Source organism: Streptomyces celluloflavus, from assembly GCA_000720995.1.
GTDB lineage: Bacteria > Actinomycetota > Actinomycetes > Streptomycetales > Streptomycetaceae > Streptomyces > Streptomyces celluloflavus.
In genome coordinates, this window is record JOEL01000019.1 from 28,345 (window position 1) to 48,788 (window position 20,444).

15 protein-coding genes, 1 tRNA gene and 1 pseudogene are annotated in these 20,444 nt (G+C 67.4%); 11 read left to right on the forward strand and 6 right to left on the reverse strand.

Annotated elements, in window-relative coordinates; all coding sequences use genetic code 11:
- Positions 1-83 precede the first annotated feature (83 nt).
- Positions 84-284: a DUF397 domain-containing protein gene (locus IH09_RS19250; protein WP_052857813.1), complete on the reverse strand. Its 201-nt coding sequence runs from the start codon at positions 282-284 to the stop codon at positions 84-86.
- The gene (locus tag IH09_RS19255) at positions 281-1,117 is read right to left on the reverse strand and encodes a helix-turn-helix domain-containing protein (RefSeq protein WP_052857816.1); all 837 of its coding nucleotides are present in this window, start codon (positions 1,115-1,117) and stop codon (positions 281-283) included. The genes IH09_RS19250 and IH09_RS19255 overlap by 4 nt, the downstream gene beginning before the upstream one ends.
- An 813-nt stretch (positions 1,118-1,930) precedes the next feature.
- Here IH09_RS19255 and IH09_RS19260 point away from each other — a divergent pair.
- From IH09_RS19260 to IH09_RS19270, 3 genes are all read left to right on the forward strand, one after another.
- Entirely contained in the window at positions 1,931-3,067 is a 1,137-nt protein-coding gene (locus IH09_RS19260) for a protein-L-isoaspartate O-methyltransferase family protein (RefSeq protein WP_094794859.1), read from the forward strand.
- Between the two features lie 1,245 nt (positions 3,068-4,312).
- Positions 4,313-5,137, forward strand: coding sequence for a hypothetical protein (locus tag IH09_RS19265; protein ID WP_240150741.1), 825 nt, complete (start codon positions 4,313-4,315; stop codon positions 5,135-5,137).
- 249 nt (positions 5,138-5,386) lie between these two features.
- Entirely contained in the window at positions 5,387-8,026 is a 2,640-nt protein-coding gene (locus IH09_RS19270; RefSeq protein ID WP_205379666.1) for a valine--tRNA ligase, read from the forward strand.
- A gap of 63 nt (positions 8,027-8,089) precedes the next feature.
- Here the strand turns inward: IH09_RS19270 and IH09_RS19275 are convergent, their stop codons facing one another.
- From IH09_RS19275 to IH09_RS19285, 3 genes are read right to left on the reverse strand one after another with little or no spacing between them, the layout of a single operon-like run.
- Positions 8,090-9,013, reverse strand: a complete 924-nt coding sequence (locus tag IH09_RS19275; protein ID WP_052857823.1) for a glycosyltransferase family 2 protein — start codon at positions 9,011-9,013, stop codon at positions 8,090-8,092.
- A gap of 19 nt (positions 9,014-9,032) precedes the next feature.
- Positions 9,033-9,707, reverse strand: coding sequence for a class I SAM-dependent methyltransferase (locus IH09_RS19280; RefSeq protein ID WP_052857825.1), 675 nt, complete (start codon positions 9,705-9,707; stop codon positions 9,033-9,035).
- A gap of 43 nt (positions 9,708-9,750) precedes the next feature.
- A complete protein-coding gene (locus IH09_RS19285; protein ID WP_052857828.1) occupies positions 9,751-11,112 on the reverse strand; it encodes a hypothetical protein in 1,362 nt (453 codons plus the stop codon).
- A 493-nt stretch (positions 11,113-11,605) separates the two neighbouring features.
- Between IH09_RS19285 and IH09_RS19290 the strand changes: the two genes are divergently transcribed.
- The 4 genes and pseudogenes from IH09_RS19290 to IH09_RS19305 all read left to right on the forward strand — a co-directional run bounded on the left by IH09_RS19290 (position 11,606) and on the right by IH09_RS19305 (position 14,558).
- On the forward strand, positions 11,606-12,874 hold the full coding sequence (locus IH09_RS19290; protein ID WP_094794862.1) for a hypothetical protein: 1,269 nt from the start codon (positions 11,606-11,608) through the stop codon (positions 12,872-12,874).
- Entirely contained in the window at positions 12,871-13,812 is a 942-nt protein-coding gene (locus IH09_RS19295) for an aminoglycoside phosphotransferase family protein (protein ID WP_052857831.1), read from the forward strand. The genes IH09_RS19290 and IH09_RS19295 overlap by 4 nt, the downstream gene beginning before the upstream one ends.
- A gap of 180 nt (positions 13,813-13,992) precedes the next feature.
- A pseudogene (locus IH09_RS19300) lies at positions 13,993-14,352 on the forward strand (IS701 family transposase); the annotation flags it as partial.
- A complete protein-coding gene (locus tag IH09_RS19305; RefSeq protein WP_052857836.1) occupies positions 14,352-14,558 on the forward strand; it encodes a hypothetical protein in 207 nt (68 codons plus the stop codon). The pseudogene IH09_RS19300 and the gene IH09_RS19305, both read left to right, overlap by 1 nt.
- Before the next feature lie 155 nt (positions 14,559-14,713).
- On the opposite strand, the gene IH09_RS19310 is transcribed toward IH09_RS19305, so the two are convergent.
- Positions 14,714-14,785: transfer RNA gene (locus IH09_RS19310), tRNA-Cys, on the reverse strand.
- Between the two features lie 242 nt (positions 14,786-15,027).
- Here IH09_RS19310 and IH09_RS19315 point away from each other — a divergent pair.
- The 4 genes from IH09_RS19315 to IH09_RS19330 all read left to right on the forward strand — a co-directional run bounded on the left by IH09_RS19315 (position 15,028) and on the right by IH09_RS19330 (position 20,419).
- On the forward strand, positions 15,028-16,533 hold the full coding sequence (locus tag IH09_RS19315) for an MFS transporter (protein WP_052857839.1): 1,506 nt from the start codon (positions 15,028-15,030) through the stop codon (positions 16,531-16,533).
- Positions 16,534-16,733: 200 nt separating this feature from the next.
- Complete coding sequence (locus IH09_RS19320) at positions 16,734-18,530, forward strand: DEAD/DEAH box helicase (RefSeq protein WP_052857842.1); 1,797 nt, start codon at positions 16,734-16,736, stop codon at positions 18,528-18,530.
- A 433-nt stretch (positions 18,531-18,963) separates the two neighbouring features.
- Positions 18,964-19,605: an IclR family transcriptional regulator gene (locus IH09_RS19325; protein ID WP_052857845.1), complete on the forward strand. Its 642-nt coding sequence runs from the start codon at positions 18,964-18,966 to the stop codon at positions 19,603-19,605.
- A gap of 34 nt (positions 19,606-19,639) precedes the next feature.
- Positions 19,640-20,419, forward strand: a complete 780-nt coding sequence (locus IH09_RS19330) for a YlbL family protein (protein ID WP_052857846.1) — start codon at positions 19,640-19,642, stop codon at positions 20,417-20,419.
- The last annotated feature ends 25 nt before the right edge of the window (positions 20,420-20,444 follow it).

A 20,444-nucleotide genomic window follows, 5' to 3' on the forward strand; every position in this document is an offset into this window, starting at 1 on the left:
GCACCCGCGTACGCGGACATGAAGGAGGGCGGCCCCCACGGAAGTGGGGGCCGCACATGCCCTGGGATGCCGCTGTGCGGCCGTCAGGCAGCGTCGAAGCTGTTGCCTTTCACCTCTGCCACGAACGAGCACCAGGAGGCAGCAGGGAACGCCAGGGCCGGGCCGTGGGGGTCCTTGCTGTCACGGACGGGGACGACGCCGGGGACATTAGCGGCAACCTCGACGCAGTTACCGCCGTTGCTGCTGTAGGAGGACTTGAACCAGCGGGGGGAGTCGGTCGTCACGAGATGCCCTTTCGTACCTCATTGATCATGGCCACCGATGCCGCCTGGGGCAGAGCTTCGGCCTGCAACTGATGGTAGGCCGTCAGCAGGGGTAGTACGGCTGCCGTATCGCGTTCCAGGTGGCCCCGTAGCTGGGATTCCGCGTACGCGACCACAGACAGGTCCGACATCGTGAGTAGGTTCATCGGGAGGTTGAACGATCGCCGCGCTCCTATCCCAAAGGGTGACACCTGCAATACCCAGTTGGGGAGAGAGGCGACTTCGACCAAGCGGCGAAACTGAGTATCCATCACCTCGGTACCGCCGACCGCATGGCGAAGACAGCTCTCATCCATCACCACAAGCGCCATGGGCAAACGGGGGCGCACCAGCGCCGCTTGCCGCCTAGCGAGAAAAGAAACCCGCTCCTCCGCTTGTTCGGGCGTGATGGCACCACGCTGCACGTCACCATCCGCCACCGCCCGCGCGTACTCCGGTGTCTGCAACAGGCCCGGGATCAGCCCGATCTCAAACAGCCGGAGCTCTGCTGCCTTGCCCTCGTACTTGACGTACTCCGGGAAGCCTTCCAGCAGGTTGCCGTGTTTGATCTCGCGGTACTGACGCTCGAACGCATCCGCCGTACCCACAAGGCCGAGGGCGCGATCAACGCCACGCGATAGGCGGAGGGTTGGAGGTTTCCGACCATTTTCGACGGCTGAAATATGCACGCTGGAATATTCCGTGCGGCTGGCCAGATCCTCTTGGGTCCAGCCGCGCGCTTCCCGCAGGCTGCGTAAACGCGCCCCGTAGGCCGCCTCGGGAGATGCATCCGGGTTCAACTCGTTCTTGTTCATGGTCCGTTCGCCTACCTTCCATTCATCGCCAACATGTTGAACGCTTCCCAGGTATGGGCCATGCTGAACCTCCCCGGTAGTGGAAGCGCTACTGAGAGCCAAGGAGGCGAGCATGGGTGCTACCCCCGTCCAGGCCCAATCCATTGAGGAGTTGGGCAAGCGCCTGCACGACGCACTCAAAGCCGCTGGCATCCTCGTTGACCCGTCCCTGATCGCCACCATCAGCACGCACAGTGGCGCCCTGGTGGACAAGATCGCCCCGCCGACGATCTGGGCAAGAAAACCAAGGGCGTCAACGACCGCAGCAGCAACGGCAGCAATGCCGACAGGGAGACGGATGGGGCAGGGAAGCCGTGCTGCGACAAACGCTAAGGGCCCTGAGGCGGCCGTTCAGTCCCCAGGAGGGGGAAACCCGGCCGCCCCTGTGCTGACAAGCGACTACCGGCCCGTTCGGCGCCCCATGGCGTGGCGCGACATGGCTCCGCTGGGGGATGGGGCGTACCGGTGTGAGGTACACGGGGTGACCGTGGTGTTCCATGCCCCCGGCCCGCCGGCCGGCACCCCGCCCCGGACGATCACGGCGCCGCTTGCCGGGTCGCTCAGAGGTCGCCACCGTCGACCCCAAGAACGTCCGCCATTTGAGAGCGTGTTGACCTCTCAGGGGGCGGGAACCACCCCCTGTCAGGGTGGGTACCCGGCAACGACTAAGGAGAGATGGATGTCCAAGCACAAAGGTGAGCCGGAAGACAAGCCGTGGACTCCGCCGAAGGAGCCTCCGAGCAAGGACGGGAGCCGACCGAGTAAGTAGGCGGAATGAACTACCGAGCAATCTCTCGCAAGGAGCTTGAAGTCATGGGGGCCTTCCGGTCCCCATGGCTTCGGCCAGCCTTCGACAGAGTTGACCGCGAAGCCTTCGTCCCTGACAGGTTCTGGGGTGACGGCACAGACGACGCTGGACGGCACCTGGTCCTCGACAAGGCTGAGGACGAGGACAGTTGGCGTAGAGCTGTCTGGAACACCCATAGCTCGCTCATTACTCAGATGGATGACGGGATATCTCCGGAACACGGTCCCTTCAAGGGGGACTTCTCGTCCTCCATCTCTGCGCTCGACATTGCCTTCGAGAAACTGAATCAACTCGAAGTGGATTCAGACCACAAGGTTCTGCACATCGGCACAGCATCCGGCTACGACTCAGCGCTACTGTGTGAAGGCGTGGGCAGTGGAAGCCTGACCACGATCGAGTTTGACCCCGTACTCGCTTCCTGGGGCGCTAAGAACCTCGAAGATGCCGGGTACTCGCCCACTGCCATCTGCGGGGATGGCCTGGAGGGGTGGGTGCCAACTGCCCCCTACGACCGCGTGATCTCGACGGCGGCGGTACGCAGCATCCCCCGTCAGTGGATCGAGCAATCGGCGGAGGGTGCGGTCATCCTGACGCCCTTCAATACCCTGTACGGACGTGGCGGCCTCTTGAAGCTTCGAGTACAACAAGGCGTTGCGGCAGGCAGGTTCGTGGGGGGTGCCTGCTACATGTGGGTGCGCAGCCATCGCCCGAAGAATCAGATCAACCCTGCGGACGAGAAACGCAAGAACGCATCGCCTATCGACCCTGAAGAGGTTCTCGGGCAAGGTTGGGAAATCAACTTCACCATGGGCCTATACCTGCCGGATGTCTCATTTGCTCATCGTGGTGAGGGCGAGTCCAAGCAAGCACAGTTGTGGGATGAGGCTGGCACATCCGTGGCCATCGTCAACTACGACGAATGGTGGCGTGACGGCGCGGTGACGCTGTACGGCAGCCGGAATCTGTGGGCCGAGCTGGTTCGCGTATACAGCGCGTGGAGAAATGCCGGGCAGCCCCATTACACGCACTATGGGCTCACCTGTGACCGGAGTGGACAGCACCTGTGGCTCGATGAACCATCCAACGTCATCGGGGGTCCATGATCCGGTAGTCTCCTGTGCAACCTGGCAGATGGAGATGTCAGGTAACGGCAATCAAGGACCCATCAGCGTGGGGCTGACGGGTCCTTTTGCATCCAGGCAGATAGAAGAATAGCCGGGCCCCTAACGGGGGCCCGGCTCAGCTGTCTTATGAATTAGTTCTTAGGGGCCGTGGTGGAGCCTGTGAGGACACGTACCGCTTGTCCGCATCGGTGTTGACGCGGGTGGCCATCGGTTGGGCCTTGCGGCTGGTGGCAGTGCTGGTCCGGAACGGGCTCTTACGCGGCTTGGTAGCAGTGGTGGCGGTCATGACGCCCCTTGGGGGTTGGGGTGCCAGGACAGTCTTTCTATGTCCATTGTCAGGCGTTCAAGCGACTGACCTGGCACCTTCTCAACGGTGCGTCATACCGCCGCTAGGCGGCCGTTTCTTCTGGTCACAGCATGTACAGAGGCCGTGGCGGGAATCGAACCCGCGTAACTCGCTTTGCAGGTTTGTCTGTGCTGGTCAGGGCCTGATCCGGAAGTGTTCGCCGGCGTTCATCCCGTACGGAAACTGTGCCCACCGTGGCGGGATGAACCGGCCCGGACGTCTGCGGATGACGACGAACGAGACGGAAACTGAGACGGCCGTCGCCGCACGTCGGCTGGGTGCCAGGTGTCACTCAGCCCTTGAGCCTTCATGCTGCGCTGAAGATCAGCATCGCCAACACGCTTTCCAAATGTTCGTCTGGGGGTCCAGGGGAGATCAGGAAAGTTCTGACCTGCGGCGGAGCCGGTGATCGGCGGGACTCTGAACGGTCCCGGACGTAGGCGAATGAGACCAGAACTGAGACCACGGAGCTGAGCCTTCTTGCCAGGTCATTGGACCGATTCTGCAGTTGGTCACGGGTCTGCGGTGACCAGATCGGCGGTCCTCGGCTCGCACAGGTCTTCTCACTGACAGTAAGGCATTTGTGGATCTCTCCAGGGCATAGGGACATGTGATGGGGCTGAGCCCCCACGATGCTCTGGAGGGGGAAGTACGTGTCGAAAGCCGAGCTTGGGGCGCTCATCTTCGCTGCTTGGACCATGTCGCTATGGGGCCTGACCATGACGGCAACGTCGCAGCGCCGAGGTAACAGGACGCTCTTGGAACGGATCTGCTGGGCACGCGGGCGGGCACATGCAAGACGGCGCCGCGCTCACCTGGTACGCCAGGTCCGCGACAGCTCCTTGGCGACTCGTCCGGACCGTCCGACGCTGGACTACTTGCAACGCGAAGACGTCCTGTATCAGGTGTCACGGAGGGCGCTCGCCCTCAAGATGATCGTCCCCATCGCAACGTCCGTCTCAGCGGGTGGCGCCCTTGCAACAACCATCCAACGCACAAGCTGGCACGTCTGGCGCGACGCCGTCGCCATGGGGGCCATGGTGACGCCCATATTGATCACTATCGTGATCGCCTCGCTTGTCACAAACCAAGGCATGCAACGGTGGACAACCGAGGCCGTGACGGTCACGGTGCGTAGGGCCTATGAGGCACTCCTCCAGCCTCTGGAGGTAACGGGGAAGGAGCCTCCGACGACATCGCCCTTCAACTCCCCACACGTTGCCGCAGCCCGAGCGTTGGAAGACTTCGCCATCGCACTGGAGAGATATGCCGTGCAACGTGCGCTTCCTGACGGCCGCAACCCCATGCCCCAGGTCGTGGCCCGGTTCGCCGCAGTGGCCGCCCTCGTACGTGAGCTGCGGGATGGGGTTGAACTTGACCGCATCGATGGGGCGAAGCGTGCTCTGCTCGAAGTACAGCGGATCCTGAAGGTCCTCGCCAGCGGCCAGCTGCAAGATCTCGCGCCCGGAGATGTGTCCGCCGACGGGCTGTTGCACAGCCACCGGGAGCGCAGGGCGTGGCGGCAGCAAGTCCTGCGAGGGGCTGCGTTCACTCTCTGTCTCGCTGGCATCGTCTTTGCCCTGGCTTCGTCTGCCTTGGGCGTCGCCTTGGCCACGGCCGCTGCTGCTGGGCTAGTGGCCACTTGGGACAAGATCCTTCGTCTGTCCACCAGCTCGGACGCGAATAGGTCCGCGAGCAGCTGACCCACAACTTCGGGAACTACCAGTTGTGGATCGAGAAGGGTTCGCCCTTGCTGCAGAGGGCGAGCCCCGCCGGCCCTGTGGCCTGGCAGGTTGCGATTCCGCTGGAGCGGAGGGATAGGCTAGGCCGTGGTCGCACGAGCGAGTTCTTGGTCACACTTGAAATTGCCTCGTGCGGCCACTTTTGTGTCCTAACCCTGGTGCGGCTGCGCCGCAATAGTCAGGCGAAGCACGCGGCGCCACGGCCCTAGAATGGCCGTCGTGACCGACAACACTCAGCGCCCCGACAGCGGGCCGAACAGCGCCCCCGAACTGCCGACTCAGTACGCGCCGGCCGAGGTAGAGGGGCCGCTGTACGAGCGCTGGGTAGAGCGCGGTTACTTCGAGGCCGACGCGAAGAGCGACAAGCCCCCGTACACCATCGTCATCCCGCCGCCGAACGTCACCGGCTCCCTCCACCTGGGCCACGCCTTCGAGCACACGCTGATCGACGCCCTCGTCCGCCGCAAGCGGATGCAGGGCTTCGAGGCGCTGTGGCAGCCGGGCATGGACCACGCCGGCATCGCGACCCAGAACGTCGTCGAGCGGGAGCTCGCCAAGGAAGGCAAGTCCCGCCACGACCTGGGCCGTGAGGCGTTCGTGGAGCGGGTCTGGCAGTGGAAGGCCGAGTCCGGCGGCCAGATCGCCGGCCAGATGCGGCGCCTGGGCAACGGCGTCGCGTGGAGCCGCGACCGCTTCACCATGGACGAGGGCCTGTCCCGTGCCGTCCAGACGGTCTTCAAGAAGATGTTCGACGACGGTCTGATCTACCGCGCCGAGCGCATCATCAACTGGTGCCCGCGCTGTCTGACGGCCATCTCGGATATCGAGGTCGACTACCAGGACGACGACGGCGAGCTCGTCTCCATGACGTACGGCGAGGGCGAGGACACCATCGTCGTCGCCACTACCCGTGCCGAGACGATGCTGGGTGACACCGCGGTCGCCGTCCACCCCGATGACGAGCGGTACGCGCACCTCATCGGCAAGCAGATCAAGCTGCCGCTGACCGACCGTACGATCCCTGTCGTCGCCGACACGCACGTGGACCCGGAGTTCGGCACCGGCGCCGTCAAGGTGACCCCGGCGCACGACCCGAACGACTTCGCCATCGGCCAGCGCCACAACCTCGAATCCATCGAGGTCCTCGACGAGCGCGGCATCATCACCGTCCACGGTCCCTTCCTCGGACTGGACCGGTTCGAGGCCCGCTCCGCGATCGTCGCCGCGCTGCGCGCCGACGGCCGGATCGTCGCCGAGAAGCGCCCCTACGTCCACTCGGTCGGGCACTGCTCGCGCTGCAAGACGACGCTGGAACCCCGGCTGTCGATGCAGTGGTGGGTCAAGGTCGAGACCCTGGCCAAGGCCGCCGGCGACGCCGTGCGCGACGGCCGGGTCGACATCCACCCGGCCGACATGTCGCAGCGGTACTTCGACTGGGTCGACAACCTCAATGACTGGTGCATCTCGCGCCAGCTGTGGTGGGGCCACCGCATCCCGGTCTGGCACGGCCCGGATGGCGAGCTGGTCTGTGTCGGCCCCGACGAGGAGCCGCCGACGGGTGAGGGCTGGACGCAGGACACTGACGTCCTCGACACCTGGTTCTCGTCCGGCCTGTGGCCGTTCTCCACGCTGGGCTGGCCCGAGCAGACCCCTGACCTGGAGAAGTTCTATCCGAACTCCGTCCTGGTCACCGGCTACGACCTGATGTTCTTCTGGGTCGCCCGGATGATGATGTTCGGTCTGTATGCGATGGACGGCCAGCAGCCGTTCCACACGATCGCGTTCCACGGCATGGTCCGCGACGAGTTCGGCAAGAAGATGTCGAAGTCGTTCGGGAACACGGTCAACCCGCTGGACTGGATGGACAAGTACGGCTCCGACGCGCTGCGCTTCACCCTGGCGCGTGGTGCCAACCCGGGCGTTGACGTCCCGATCGGTGAGGACTGGGTCCAGGCGTCCCGCAACTTCGCCAACAAGATCTGGAACGCCACCCGGTTCGCGCTGATGAACGGCGCCACCGTCGAGGGCGACCTGCCGCCCGTCGAGCAGCTGTCGGCAACCGACCGATGGATCCTGTCGCGGCTCAACAAGACCGTGGCCGAGGCCGACGCGCTTTACGACGACTACCAGTTCGCCAAGCTCGCCGATGCCCTCTACCACTTCGCGTGGGACGAGGTCTTCGACTGGTACGTCGAGCTGTCCAAGACGACGTTCTTCGAGGGCGGCGAGCAGGCCAAGGTCTCGGCACGTGTCCTGGGCGAGGTCCTCGACGTCACCCTGCGCCTCCTCCACCCGATCGTCCCGTTCGTCACCGACACCCTGTGGACCACGCTCACCGGGCGCGAGTCCGTCGTGATCGCGGACTGGCCGAAGGACTCGGGCTTCCGCGACGACGTCGCCGAGCAGGAGATCGAGCTGGTCCAGCGGGTCGTCACCGAGGTCCGGCGCTTCCGCTCCGACCAGGGCCTGCAGCCGGGCCAGAAGGTTCCCGCCCGCCTGAACCTGGACGGCACCGCACTGGCCCCGCACGAGGCCGCCATCCGCCAGCTGCTCCGTCTGCAGCCGGAAGGCGAAGGCTTCAGCGCCACTGCATCGCTGCCGGTGGCCGGCGCGGAAGTGGCGCTCGACCTGTCGGGCACGATCGACGTCGCCGCGGAGCGCAAGCGCCTCGCCAAGGACCTTGCCGCGGCCGAGAAGGAGAAGGCGCAGGCCGAGGGCAAGCTCGGCAACGAGGCGTTCCTGGCGAAGGCCCCGGACAACGTGGTCGACAAGATCCGGACCCGCCTCGCGAAGGCCGAGGAGGACATCGTCCGGCTGCAGAACCAGATCAGCAGCCTGCCGACCGGGTAGGAGCGAGGCCCATGAAGGAAGCCCCGGACGTTCGTCCGGGGCTTCCTTCATGGGGGCCTCTCGTTACGGGATTCCCAGGCCCTCGTAGGGGCTCGACAGGGAAAACTCCCGCTGGCGGGCGACCGCCAGGGCCTGTTCGAGATCGAACTCGGCCATCCGGATCAGATCGACGAGCCGAGACGGCTTCGAGGCGAGCACGTCGCGTGTGATGTCTTCGGCGGAGTCGTCGCGGTTGAAGCGGTCTCGGAACAGGTCGAGGTTCTTCTCGACCACCAGCAGGGTCATGTCGAACTCGGAGACCTCCACGTTGGAGACCCGCCGCGTACGTGAGTGGACCCGGTACTCGTGCAGCGGACCAGCGATGCACACAACGCTGTTGTGGTCGCCGCTGCGGAAACGCCCGGCGAGGAGGTTCACGGCGAACGCCCAGTCCCCCCACTTCCGCACATGCGGGTCGTAGAGGCCACCGCGGATCGCATCGTCGCGGCGGTAGACGATCGAGGTGGGCACGTGGTGCTTGCGCAGGATCAGCTCCTCGCGGCACGGGTAGGAGGAGATGGTGAGCCCGTCGAAGTCGCCGATCATCCGCGACATGGTGTGGACGAAGGCCACGTGCTGGTGCGTCTTCAGGAACCTGACGGCGCTGTCCGGGTAGCTCCCGGACTTCAGCAGCTCCGGGGCCGTGGCGAGCCGGTCGTCGGCGTCGAGCTGCATCACGTACTTGAAGCTCGCGGCATCGATGCCGGCGTTCCTGGCGGCGTGGTGCCCGCTGTGCTCCTGGCGGAGGACGCGGACCTCGGCGTGCTCGGCGCACTGTGCGAGAGCGCGCAGCGTGTGCTGCTCGTCGGAACCGTCATCCACGACCACGATTTCGTACGGGAATGCATGGGGCTGCTGGATGAGGGACTCCACGGCCTCGACGAGGTAGTCCCCGGAGTTGAAGCAGGGGATGACGAAGCTGATTCCCTCGGGTGTGCTCGACTTCATGGTCTCTCCCTGTCCCTGATCAGGCTGCCCGGTTGGCTGCGATGACGGTGGCCCGGATCGCTTCGAAGCAGTTGAGCCCGGTTCTGCTGTCCTGTTCCGCGTGCTGAGACCAGAGCAGCGTGAGGTCCCAGCCCTTGTAGATCCGCTCGATCCCACGCCGGAAGGATTCCGGGGTGTAGCCGGCCTCCCCTTCAATGCGCAGCAGTTGGCCGTCCGCAGACCTGCGGGTGATTCCCGTGAAGACTTCGAGGTAGTGGTAGTTCTCCCCGCGAGCGTGTGCGACCGCGCTCGTCAGAAGGGCCTCGACGTTGAGCCTCGTGAGGTAATGCAGGACGTCCTTGGCGACGATGACTCCAAAGTCCTGGTCGATGATGAAGTCTTCGGCGAGGCACTGTCGGGGTTCGATCCGGCGGGCCCAAGTGCCGGCGTCGCCGATGCGTCGTAGTAGCGGGTCGCTGGGTATCTGGTCGACGGCTACCACGTGGAATCCTGCGCGAGCTAAAGCGATGGTGTAGGCCCCCGCGCCGTATCCCAGATCCAGTGCGGTACGCGGGGTCGCGTCGCCGATGGAGCCCAGGAGGTTGTTGAACCGTTCTGAGGCGGCGGCCTGGAGGTTCTCCGCAGTATTCCGGCCGCGCCGGATCACATCCGCGTAGAAGGCATGCACGGATGCCATCGAGACTGGCTGTTTCATGGGTGACTCCTCTTTGGTCTGGGAGGTTGAGGATGGTCGGCGACTAGAAAGGCACCGTGGCCAGGTGCCCAGGAGTGAGCACGGATGAGGCGAGCGCTTCGGTGACCTGCATGGGCCGCAGGTGGCTTGCCAGGGAGCTGCGGTTCTCGGAGCCGCGCAGCCAGTGCTCCATGAGCTGGCGGTTGCTGTCGCTGTGGAACAGCCCGTCGAACGACTCCTCCGACACGTACTGCTCGTCGGGCAGAAGCGCGGCGTTGGCGCGTGTGGTCACGCGGGCGAACGCGTCTATCCCGTCCGCGCTGACACCGCGGGGGATGTCGTAGCAGTGGACGTGGGTGGAGAACAGCGTCGACAGCTGGGCCTCCAGGTCGACACTCGACGTGCGGCCGTTGACGTTGTAGACGCCCTCCGGGAGCTCGCCCCAGTTGCGAATGGAGGGGGTGGTCTGCTCAAAGGACAAGGTCCCGAGTGAGATCGTCCTCCCCGTCGCAGCGTCTACGAGGCGGAATGCGGAGGTCACGTCGGTCTCGCCGAAGCGGAAGCTCGCATCCGAGTCCGCCGACCATCGCGCGCCGTCGTCCTGGAACCTGCCAGCGATCGGCTGGGAGACACGCTGGTGCTGGTCGATAGGAAAGGCGCCGAAGGCGCTGACCTCCAGCCTCAGTTGGCGCTCGGGGAAGACTTCCGCGTTGAGCGACAGGATCTGGGTCGCGAGGTCCACGTAGTGGTACGCGCCGTGCATCATCATCCCGTAGCCGTACTTGTACGGGTGATCGTCGCGGCTCTCGAACTCCCGCTGGAGGTTCCACACACCGCCGGCGGCCCGGAGATGGAAGGAGGTCAGAGGCGCTTCCCACCTCTCCATCCGGTCTCTGAGTGACGCAATGACCCGCTGGTTGTAGATCTGGTGGTACCGGCTCAGCGTCATCACCGAGTGTTGTGCGGAAGAGTCGGCGGCGACACCGATCAGTTCCTCCCTGGTCTTCGTGATGTACGACGGCTTGAACCGGCTGTCGACGACGGGCGCTAAGACAGGCTTCTCGACCAGCGAGTCGATGTGGTTCTCCACGCAGAATCGGAGGTATGCCTCGTGAGCCCGTACCTCCGTGGCGATATATACTTTCGTAGGTGCGCCGGGTACTCGCAGGCGCTGGATAGCGGCGGCGATGAGTTCTCGCGGCGTCTCCCGAACTCGGTCGCCAGAATTCGGCAGGTAGACGACTCCTCTGGGCTTTATGCCCGCCGCCTGTATGCGCCTGTCGATCTCCGATCGCTGCGACTCCAGGTCGATAATCGAATAGGAGTCGATGTGGCCGGACTTGATGGCATCGCGAATGCACGGCAGGTACTTGTTGGCGACGATTTCATCGAAACCGACCACGATGAGGTGATGGGTGGATGTCACGGCAATGCCTTTCCGGTGAGTTTGGAGTGCATGGATTTTGGGCTGATTTTGGGCGCACGTCACCACTGACCCTTATGGCGATAAGGGCGATGCGTGGATTCTCTCTACGCCGTTAGCCCATGAATTTTGGCTCGAAACGGCCGAGTCGGCTGTCGGGGCAGTCGTACCTGATCTCCCGCTTCAGGGGCATAACTTGGCTGAGTATCAGGGAGGCGGCGGGGGTGAGGTGCGGTGGAGCGTCTCACTGGTGAGCGTCCTACCCGCTACCGCAGGCTGCCGTGCTGCTTCTTCCTGTTCCTCCTTTCTGCCTCACGGGGACCGCCCCTCTGTGCGCTGGGTACCTCGACACGACGAACGCGGTTGCACCGCAACCGAATTGAGGCTGAAGACCGGCTGGTGATGTTCAGTCAAACGCAGGTCGCAGCTCGCGGGGAGAGTCCAGGATGGAGTCCCGCGTAGTCCTGCGGAGTCCAGGAGGGACGGAGGTGGCGAGGTGCCCAAGAACCCGGCGCTCGCGGAGCTGATCCGCCAGACGGTTGAGGCACGAGGCTGGGGTCCGAGCGATCTCGCCCGAGCCGTCGGCGTCGCTGAATCCGGCGATCCGGATCGTGTGCAACGGGCAAACGCACGCCGGTGGATGACGGGCGAGCGCGAACCCAAGTACTGGTGGCCCTACATCGCCCGGGTCCTGAGCCTGGACCCGGCCGCCATCCCGCCGCCGACGGCCAGTCAGGTGATTTCGCACGCGGCCGCATTCGCACCCAGCCTGGAGGTGGCTTCCCCGCTCACTGTCTTCGCCAGCCTCTCGACGCCGGAGATCCCCGCGCAGATACGGCCGGGCGATATCCAAGAAGTCCAGCAGGCGGCGTTGACCCTCACGACATGGCACAACCTCCACGGCGGTGGTGGACTCGTCCGGCAGACCGGAACCGCCCAACTGTCCTGGGCAGCCAAGCTGCTTGATGCGCCATGCCCCGAGGTCTTACGTCAACCGCTGTTCGCCTCGGTGGCGCACCTCGGGATGGTCGCGGGCGTCGCCTGCTTCGACGCGTTCGCCCACAACGACGCCCGCCGCGCATTCACCTTCGCGGCAGCCTGCGCGGAGGAAGCCGACGAATGGCACCTGCGCGGGAAGATCTACAGCTGGCGGGCCCGGCACGCCGTGTGGATGGAGGACCCCGACACGGCACTGATTCACACCGAGGTCGGAACCATCCGCTCTGACCGGCTCACCCCCACCGAGCGGGCCATGCTCTACATCGCCCGCGCACGCGCCCATGCCAAGGCCGGCGACGTCCAGGCCACCCTTACCGCCGTGGGCGAGGCCGACAATGCGTACAGCCACACCCACCCGGCCGACGACCCTCCATGGATGTCTTACTACGACTACGCCCAGCACCAAGGCGACACCGGGCACGCCCTGTTCGACCTCGCCATGACCACCCGCAATCGGGGCCACGTCCAGGCTGCCGCTGAACGGCTGGCCGCGGCGTGCTCCCACCACACCGACACGTACATCCGCTCACGCGTCTTCTCCCGTACGAAACTGGCCACCCTGGCCATGGCGACTGGCGACCCTGCCGAAGCCGTCCGGATCGGAGCGATCGCCTTAGAGGAGGCCGCCCGGGTCCGCTCTGGCCGAGCCGAAGCGGGGCTGGTAGAACTCGCCCGTACTGCCGCTCAAGAGCGAGGCACGGTGGCCGAGGCCAGCGAACTACGCGAACGCATCACCCGCACCATCAGCAAGGGGACGACTACGTGACGGTCAGCAGCAGTGACGCGGCAGCACAGGCGACTTGGCCGCTCCTCGTAGATGCATGCCGCAACGCCGGACTGGACCCCGCGGGTGCCGAGCCGGTCAGGATCGCCGACAACGCCATCTGGTCCATACCCGGCAACCTCATCGTCCGTATCACGCGCCCAGGCCGCCGAGCCGCCGCACACCGTGAGCTCCTCACCGCCCAATGGCTTGCCGAGCACGGCATCCCTGCGGTCCGCCCCGCTCTCCCGTCTGCGGTGGACTTGCCCGAGGATCGCGCGGCCACGTTCTGGGAACAACTCCCCGACCACACTGTTGGCCGTCACGAAGACGTTGCCCGCCTCCTGTGCCTGCTCCACCAACTGCCCGCCCCTGAGCATCTTCTGGCCTTGACTGATCCGGCGGCCAAAGCACGCATTCGCCTCGAGGCCGTTCACCACGCTGGTGTCACCAGTGACGACGACATGGCCTGGCTCGTCGCCTACGCCGACGAACTGGCCGCTGCCTGGGGGTCTCTGCCCCAAGGGCTTGCCCCTGCTCCGCTCCATGGAGATGCCTGGGCTGGCAACGTTGCCCGCACTCACGACGGGCATGCCTACCTCCTCGACCTCGATTCCGCCGCCGTCGGCCCGCCCGAATGGGACCTCACGTCCACGGCTGTGAAGGTCACCACCACTGCCACCATCCCGGCGTCCGAGTACGAGCGATACGTGAACGCCTATGGCGGATACGACGTCACCATGTACGAGGGCTTCGAGGTCATGCGCGGAATCCGCGAACTCCGCATGACCACCTACGCCATCCAGACAGCCATCGACCATCCCCATACCGCCGACGAGGCACGTCACCGGGTCGCCTGCCTGCGCGGACTCAAGGGCCCTCGTCCGTGGATCTGGACCGCTGTCCCTCACCCGCCGGGCAGTCCTGGGCCCATCGTCTGAAGCGAAGACGTGGCCCCCTGGAGCGTGGGGCTGAGGTTGGTGTGCTGTACCTGGACGATCTGCATGATGGCAGGCTGACGGTTGGCTTGGACCTTCCCCGAGACGTGGTGAGCCTCTGACGGGCATTGCTCAGGGCGAACTCGAACTCTCCAGTCAACCGCGATGCTGGAGCGGTTCTGGGCCAGCGGCCACAGTGCCGACTGGGCCGCCGTCGACCTGGTCCCCACCGACACGGCGGGCTCCTGTCAGTTGCTGATCCGCCGCAACCGCACCACCGGCGAGCTGGCCTACTACCGCTGCTTCAGTCCGCGGCCGGTGCCGCTGTCCGTCCTGGTCCGCGTCGCCGGCACCCGCTGGAGGATCGAGGAAACCTTCCAGGCCGGCAAGGGCCTCGCCGGACTCGACGAGCACCAGGTCCGCCGCTTCACCCCCTGGCTGCGCTGGGTGACCCTCGCGATGCTTGCGCACGCCTTCCTCGCCGTCATCCGCGCCAACGAGCACCGCGACCACCCCGCCCCCGACGGACTCATCGCCCTTAGTTGAAGCGCACGGAGCTGGCGGAGAAGCTCAAGCGCCAGGGTGACCCCACTACCTTCAAGGCCAAGATTCAGACCATCGCCACCAACAACAACACCTGCACCGATGGGACCAAGGGCCGCCTCAAGGCCGCTCACCTGGCTGTTGCCTCCGCGTGGAACGCTAACCGTCGCGTCAACCGCATCCCCCTTCCGAACATCTTCGAGTAGCCCCAGCTGGCATGGTGCTTCTCCCTTACCGGTGCGGGACACCATGCATTCCTCGCTCGTGTCCGTCAACTGAGACGGGAACTGAGACGGAAGACCATATGGGCGGCACCCCATGCGGGGTGCCGCCCATATGTTGTGCCTGGTCAGGAACGTAGAGGCCGTGGCGGGAATCGAACCCGCGTAACTCGCTTTGCAGGCGAGTCCCTGAACCACTCGGGCACACGGCCGGGATGAGGTGCTGTGCCGACTGTAGGGCGCGGGGCGGGGGGTAGGGCAAGAGGGCGGGACGGGCCGCCACGGGACCGCAATACGGCGTTCATGAACGGCAGGGCAGCCAACCGGCACGACCGCATCCATCCGTTCGCGGGCCGGATGCCGGTGCCGGTGCGGCAGGTGTAGGACCGACGACCGAGGTGATCCCGGTCTCCCGGCAGGGGCGCGGCAGCGCCATGGCTTCTACGCTGGCGCGATGAGCGCAGATCAGCCGTGCGACAGCGATGTCGCCGCCGCCACCGACCGCCCCCCGATACCCGGGCCGCCGGTGCCCGCACCCGGCGGGATGCCCGCGGCGGGTGACGAAGGCGGGGTGCTCGGGCCCGCCTACCGCGCGTTGACGTTCGGCATCATCTCCGTCGTCTCGCTCGTCGCCTTCGAGGCGAGTGCGGTGAACACCGCGATGCCGGTCGCCGCCCGCGCCCTGGACGGTATCGGGCTGTACGCCTTCGCGTTCTCCGCGTTCTTCACGGCGAGTCTGTTCGCGATGGCGCTCTCGGGGGAGTGGAGCGACCGGCGCGGCCCGCTCGCGCCGCTGTTCACCGGTGTCGCCGCGTTCGGTACGGGGCTGCTGATCGCGGGCGGCGCGCAGAGCATGGGGATGTTCGTCGCGGGCCGCGGGGTGCAGGGGCTCGGCGGCGGGCTGGTGATCGTCTCGCTGTACGTCGTCGTCGGCCGCGCCTATCCGGAGCGGCTGCGGCCGGCGGTCATGGCGTCGTTCTCGGCGGCCTGGGTGGTGCCGGTGATCGTCGGCCCGCTGGTCGCCGGGACGGTCACCGAGCACGCCGGCTGGCGCTGGGTCTTCCTGTCCATCCCGGTGCTGATACTGCTGCCGCTCGGGGTGATGCTGCCCGCGCTGCGCAAGCTGCCGCGCGCCGAGCCGGGTCCGCTCGGCGGGGCGCGGCACATCCTGGGCAGCCGGCGCACCCGGCTCGCGCTGGCCGCCGCGGTGGGCGCGGGTCTGGTGCAGTACGCGGGCCAGCACCTGTCCTGGGCCGCGCTGCTGCCGGCCGCCGCCGGGCTGGCGCTGCTGGTGCCGGCCGTGCTGCGGCTGCTGCCCCGGGGGACGTTCCGGGCGGCCCGCGGGCTGCCGGCCGTGGTGCTGATGCGGGGGCTGGCCGCCGGGGCGCTGGTCGCGGCCGAGAGCTTCATCCCGCTGCTGCTGGTCACCCAGCGCGGGCTGACCGCCACGCTCGCCGGCCTCTCGCTCACCGGCGGCGGGCTGACCTGGGCGCTCGGCTCATTCGTACAGAGCCGCCCACGCATGGATCCGCACCGGGAGCGGCTGATGGGCCTGGGCATGGCCTTCCTGGCGGTGGCCATCGCGATGGTGCCGCTGGCGCTGCTCGACGGGGTGCCGGTGTGGATCGTCGCGGTGGCCTGGACGGTCGGCGGCTTCGGGATGGGACTCAACATCTCCAGCGGCAGTGTGCTGCTGCTGAAGCTGTCCCGGCCGGCCGAGGTGGGCAGCAACTCCGGGTCGCTGCAGATGTCCGACGCGCTGGGCAATGTCACCTTCGTCGGGGTCAGCGGGGTGCTGTTCGTGGCCTTCGGCGGCGGCTCGATCGCGGCCGGCGGCCAGCCGGCGGCCACCGCGGGGCCGGGCCAGGCCGCGGCCTTCGTGGCCGTCTTCGCCGCGATGGCCGTGGTGGCGGTGGCGGGGGCGTGCGTCAGCGTGCGCCTGAAGCAGAAGGGGGCGTGAGGCGGTCGCGGCCGCTCGCTTCCGCGGTGGCCGCAGCGCGCGATCACGGTAGGGACAGGGGGCGCCGGGACGCCGCCGCGGGCGCCGCGACGTGATGCGTGACGCACTTCCGGGCGACTGTGCACAGTCGCCCGGAAGCGGGCGAGCCGCACCGGTAGGCTGACGCGGTTGCCGATCGCCGAGCCAGCCCGACGGAGACCGTGACTACCACCACCAGCGCCACCAACAACCACCACCTGTCCCCGGCCTTTCCGGGCCGGGCCCCTTGGGGCACCGCGAACAAGCTGCGTGCCTGGCAGCAGGCGGCCATGGACCGGTACATCCAGACCCAGCCAAAGGACTTCCTCGCCGTCGCGACACCAGGCGCCGGCAAAACCACTTTCGCGCTCACCCTCGCCTCATGGCTGCTGCACCATCACGTCGTGCAGCAGGTGACGGTCGTCGCGCCCACCGAGCATCTGAAGAAGCAGTGGTCCGAGGCCGCCGCCCGGGTGGGGATCAAACTCGACCCCGAGTACAGCGCGGGCCCCCTGGGCCGCGAGTACCACGGCGTCGCGATCACCTACGCGGGCGTCGGCGTACGCCCGATGCTGCACCGCAACCGGATCGAACAGCGCAAGACGCTGGTCATCCTCGACGAGATCCACCACGCCGGTGACTCCAAGTCCTGGGGCGAGGCGTGCCTGGAGGCGTTCGAACCGGCCACCCGCCGGCTCGCGCTGACCGGCACCCCGTTCCGGTCCGACACCAACCCGATCCCCTTCGTGACGTACGAGGAGGGCAACGACGGGATCCGGCGCTCTTCCGCCGACTACACCTACGGCTACGGGAACGCGCTCGCCGACGGCGTCGTCCGCCCGGTCATCTTCCTCTCCTACAGCGGCAACATGCGCTGGCGGACGAAGGCCGGTGACGAGATCGCGGCGCGGCTCGGCGAGCCGATGACCAAGGACGCCGTCTCGCAGGCGTGGCGCACCGCGCTGGACCCGCGCGGCGACTGGATGCCCAATGTGCTGCGCGCCGCCGACCAGCGGCTGACGGAGGTCCGCAAGGGCATCCCGGACGCCGGGGCGCTGGTGATCGCCTCCGACCAGGAGCAGGCCCGCGCCTACGCCAAGCTGATCCGGGAGATCACCGGGCGGGGCGCCACCCTCGTCCTGTCCGACGACTCCGGGGCCTCGCAGCGGATCGACGATTTCGCGGCCTCCGACGACCGCTGGATGGTCGCGGTCCGGATGGTGTCCGAGGGCGTCGACGTGCCGCGGCTGGCGGTCGGCGTGTACGCCACGACGATCTCCACGCCGCTGTTCTTCGCGCAGGCGGTGGGCCGTTTCGTACGGTCCCGCAAGCGCGGTGAGACGGCCTCCGTCTTCGTGCCGACCGTGCCGATGCTCCTGACGTTCGCGAACGAGATGGAGGTCGAGCGCGACCACGTCCTGGACAAGCCGAAGAAGGACGGCGAGGAGGACCCGTTCGCGGAGTCCGAGAAGGAGCTCGCGGAGGCCGAGAAGCAGCAGGACGAGGACACCGGCGAGCAGGAGCAGTTCTCCTTCGAGGCGCTGGAGTCGGAGGCGGTCTTCGACCGGGTGCTCTACGACGGCGCCGAGTTCGGCATGCAGGCGCACGCGGGCAGCGCGGAGGAGCAGGACTACCTCGGCATCCCCGGGCTGCTGGAGCCCGACCAGGTGCAGATGCTGCTCCAGAAGCGGCAGGCCCGGCAGATCGCGCACAGCCGGAAGAAGCCGGACGCGGAGGCCGACCTGCTGGAGCTGCCGGCCGAACGCCGCCCGGTGGTCACGCACAAGGAGATGCTGGAGCTGCGCAAGCAGCTGAACACCCTGGTCGGCGCGTACGTCCACCAGTCCGGCAAACCGCACGGCGTGCTCCACACCGAGCTGCGGCGGGTGTGCGGCGGGCCGCCGAGCGCGGAGGCCACCGCCGGACAGCTGCGCGAGCGGATCAAGAAGGTGCAGGAGTGGGCCACGCGCATGCGGTGAGCGCGGCGGCCTGAGCGCCGTACCGGCACCGTGCCCGGCGAACGGCGGGGCCGGGGACGGCGGATGACGTCAGTGCGGGGCGGCACTCCTGGACGGGGTGCCGCCCCGCTCTTTCTCCCCGCGCCTCTTCCAAGACCCGCCCCACGGCGCCCCGGACAGGTCACGACTCGATTACGGTATGGCTCTCGCCGAAAGGCCGCCGGCCGCCGGGAGGGTGCGCCAGAGCGGATATACCGGACGGGAGAGACCGGATTCTGGACGTGCCCTTCCGCTGACCGGACTGGCTCGCTACTGTCCCGTCACGAACACGCCCCGTGGCAGCGCCGCCGCGGAGCGCAGCCGGTGCCATGCGGCCGGCGGCCTCTTGCGCGCTGCTCCGGGACGGGCGGCGTGTCGCGTCCGAGCGCCGCCACTCACACGAGGAGGGGGCGTCGTGACCGCGGAGACCTCCCAGACGCTCGACCGGGGACTGCGCGTCCTCAAACTGCTCGCCGACACCGACCACGGGCTGACCGTCACCGAGCTGTCCCACAAGCTCGGCGTCAACCGCACCGTGGTCTACCGCCTGCTCGCGACCCTGGAGCAGCACGCTCTGGTGCGCCGGGACATCGGCGGCCGGGCCCGGGTCGGCCTCGGCGTGCTGCGCCTGGGCCGCCAGGTGCATCCGCTGGTGAGAGAGGCCGCGCTGCCCGCGCTGCGCTCGCTCGCCGAGGACATCGGGGCCACCGCGCATCTCACCCTCGTCGACGGCGCCGAAGCGCTCGCCGTCGCCGTGGTGGAGCCGACCTGGACGGATTACCACGTCGCCTACCGGGCCGGATTCCGGCATCCGCTGGACCGGGGGGCCGCCGGGCGGGCGATCCTCAAGGCCCGCCAGGGCAGGACCCAGGACGCCGGACTCGCCCTGACCCACGGGGAGTTGGAGGCCGGCGCCAGCGGGGCGGCGGCGCCGCTGCTCGGGGTGAGCGGCATAGAGGGCAGCGTCGGCGTGGTGATGCTCTCGGACAGCGTCTCCGACCGGGTCGGCCCGCGGGTGGTCGATGCCGCCCGGGAAGTGGCCGAAGCGCTGCGGTGAGACCGCCGGGGCGGGGGTCCTTTAGGGTGGCGGGGTGTCCTCACGTGCCCGCATCCTGGTGGTCTGCGCCGCCCCCGTCGTCGCCCTGCTCGTCACGGCGGCGTTCGCACCGCTGCCGTTCTCGGTCGCGTATCCGGGGATGACGGCGAACGTCCTCGGTGACGACAAGGGCAAGCCGGTGATCACCATCACCGGCGCCGACACCCGCGAGACCAGCGGCCAGCTGCGGATGACCTCGATCGTCGCCACCGGCCCCCAGGCGTCCATCCACCTGCCGGATGTCGTCACGGGCTGGTTCCGCACGGACGAGGCCGTGATGCCGCGCGACGCGGTCTATCCCGTGGGCGAGAGCACCGAGCAGATCGCCGAGCACAACGCGGACCAGATGAAGAAGTCGCAGTCCACCGCCACCAGCGCCGCGCTCGGCCACCTCGACAAGTCCGCCAAGGACGTCAAGGTCAAGCTGAGCCTGGCGGACGTGGGCGGCCCCAGCGCCGGTCTGATGTTCGCCCTCGGCATCGTCGACAAACTGGACGGCGACGGTGCGGGGCACGATCTGACCGGCGGCAAGAACGTCGCCGGTACCGGCACGATCACCGCCGACGGCAAGGTCGGCGCGGTCGGCGGCGTCCCCCTCAAGACCCAGGCCGCGCACCGCGACGGCGCCACGGTCTTCCTGGTCCCGGTCAAGGAGTGCGCGGAGGCCCGCGCCGAGCTGCCCGACGGCATGCGGCTGATCCCCGTCACCACCCTCGGCGGTGCGGTGGACGCCCTCAAGGCGCTCCGCACCGGCGGCGACGTGCCCAGCTGCTGATCCGTACGCCGCCGCGCCCGGGGGT

Coding starts and splice junctions, on each gene's coding strand:
- IH09_RS19275 (WP_052857823.1), bottom strand. CDS start 9,013: ATGAAGTCGAGCACACCCGAGGGAATCAGCTTCGTCATCCCCTGCTTC.
- IH09_RS19270 (WP_205379666.1), top strand. CDS start 5,387: ATGGCCGTCGTGACCGACAACACTCAGCGCCCCGACAGCGGGCCGAAC.
- IH09_RS19280 (WP_052857825.1), bottom strand. CDS start 9,707: ATGAAACAGCCAGTCTCGATGGCATCCGTGCATGCCTTCTACGCGGAT.
- IH09_RS19315 (WP_052857839.1), top strand. CDS start 15,028: ATGAGCGCAGATCAGCCGTGCGACAGCGATGTCGCCGCCGCCACCGAC.
- IH09_RS19260 (WP_094794859.1), top strand. CDS start 1,931: ATGAACTACCGAGCAATCTCTCGCAAGGAGCTTGAAGTCATGGGGGCC.
- IH09_RS19255 (WP_052857816.1), bottom strand. CDS start 1,117: ATGAACAAGAACGAGTTGAACCCGGATGCATCTCCCGAGGCGGCCTAC.